This is a genomic window from Kineothrix sp. MSJ-39 (genome assembly GCF_018917935.1).
GTDB lineage: Bacteria > Bacillota > Clostridia > Lachnospirales > Lachnospiraceae > CAG-194.
This window is the reverse complement of sequence record NZ_JAHLPN010000044.1, coordinates 1-1,476: the sequence shown is the minus strand read 5'-3', so window position 1 is coordinate 1,476 and position 1,476 is coordinate 1. Positions and strand designations below refer to the sequence as shown.

Genomic DNA, 1,476 nt, shown 5'->3' with positions numbered 1-1,476 from the left:
GAGTCTGTGAAACTTTTTCTGTAAATAGGTATTAGCTAATAGGTCTTCTATGATAAAATCTAAATCATAGGAGGCCTATTATTATGGCAAGAGAAAAGAAACCTGTTCACAAAGTACAAATGACCGAAGGAAAACGTAATATCATTCATCAGCTGTTAGAAGAATACGATATCCAGTCTGCTGAAGATATTCAGGAAGCTCTCAAAGATCTTCTGGGCGGCACAATCAAAGAAATGATGGAAGCCGAAATGGATGATCACCTTGGATATGAAAAATCCCAGCGTTCCGATAGTGATGATTACCGAAATGGATACAAAACTAAACGTGTCAACAGCAGTTATGGCGCTATGGAGATTGAGGTGCCACAGGATCGCAGATCATCTTTTGAGCCTAAAGTTGTTCAAAAACGCCAGAAAGATATTTCAGATATCGACAGTAAGATCATATCCATGTATGCAAAAGGAATGACTACCAGACAGATATCTGAAACGATTGAAGATATCTATGGTTTTGACGTGTCCGAAGGATTTATTTCCGATGTGACAGACAAGCTGTTGCCTCAGATTGAAGACTGGCAGAACCGCCCTCTGGATGAAATCTATCCGATCATCTACATTGATGCAATCCATTATTCTGTCCGTGATAATGGCATAATCCGGAAACTTGCTGCCTATGTTATTCTTGGCATTAATACCGAAGGAAAAAAGGAAGTACTTTCCATCAATGTAGGAGATAACGAAAGTGCAAAGTACTGGCTTTCTGTTTTAAATGAGCTAAAAAACCGTGGAGTAAGGGATATCCTTATTCTCTGTGCTGATGGACTTACAGGAATCAAGGAAGCAATTGCAGCAGCATTCCCCAAGACGGAATACCAGCGGTGCATTGTCCATCAGGTAAGAAACACGTTGAAATACGTCCCTGACAAAGACAGGAAGGCTTTTGCCACAGACCTGAAAACTATCTATCATGCTTCAGATGAATCGAAAGCCAGAGAGGCACTGGATAGAGTCAATGAAAAATGGTCTCCGAAATACCCTAATTCCATGAAACGCTGGTATGACAACTGGGATGCTGTTTCGCCTATTTTTAAGTTTTCCACAGTTGTCCGGAAGGTCATTTACACGACGAATTCCATTGAATCACTGAATGCAACATACCGCAAACTGAACCGTCAGAGGAGCGTATTTCCGAGCGATACAGCGTTGTTAAAGGCATTGTATCTGTCCACCTTTGAAGCTACTAAGAAATGGACCACAACGATTCGAAACTGGGCGCAGGTATATGGAGAACTGAGTATCATGTACGAGGGACGCCTTCCGGAATAATACCACAAAACGCAGGAATCAGGCCTGTGTTCTTGACATGCAATCATTTCGCTGTTATATATAAAAACAAGGCGGAAAGCTTAATCTCAAGCCTTCCGCCATTCATTATCATAGAAGATCTAAGTATTTACAGAGTTTTCTTCACACACTC

The 1,476-nt window shown here is 41.1% G+C and carries 1 protein-coding gene; it reads left to right on the top strand.

Features of this window, described 5'->3' with window-relative positions:
- Positions 1 to 83: 83 nt before the first annotated feature.
- A complete protein-coding gene (locus KQI22_RS13655; protein ID WP_216553422.1) occupies positions 84 to 1,325 on the top strand; it encodes an IS256 family transposase in 1,242 nt (413 codons plus the stop codon).
- Positions 1,326 to 1,476: the final 151 nt, after the last annotated feature.

What these genes read in the sequence shown, in the direction of transcription:
- KQI22_RS13655 (WP_216553422.1), top strand. Translation starts at nt 84, where the DNA reads ATGGCAAGAGAAAAGAAACCTGTTCACAAAGTACAAATGACCGAAGGA.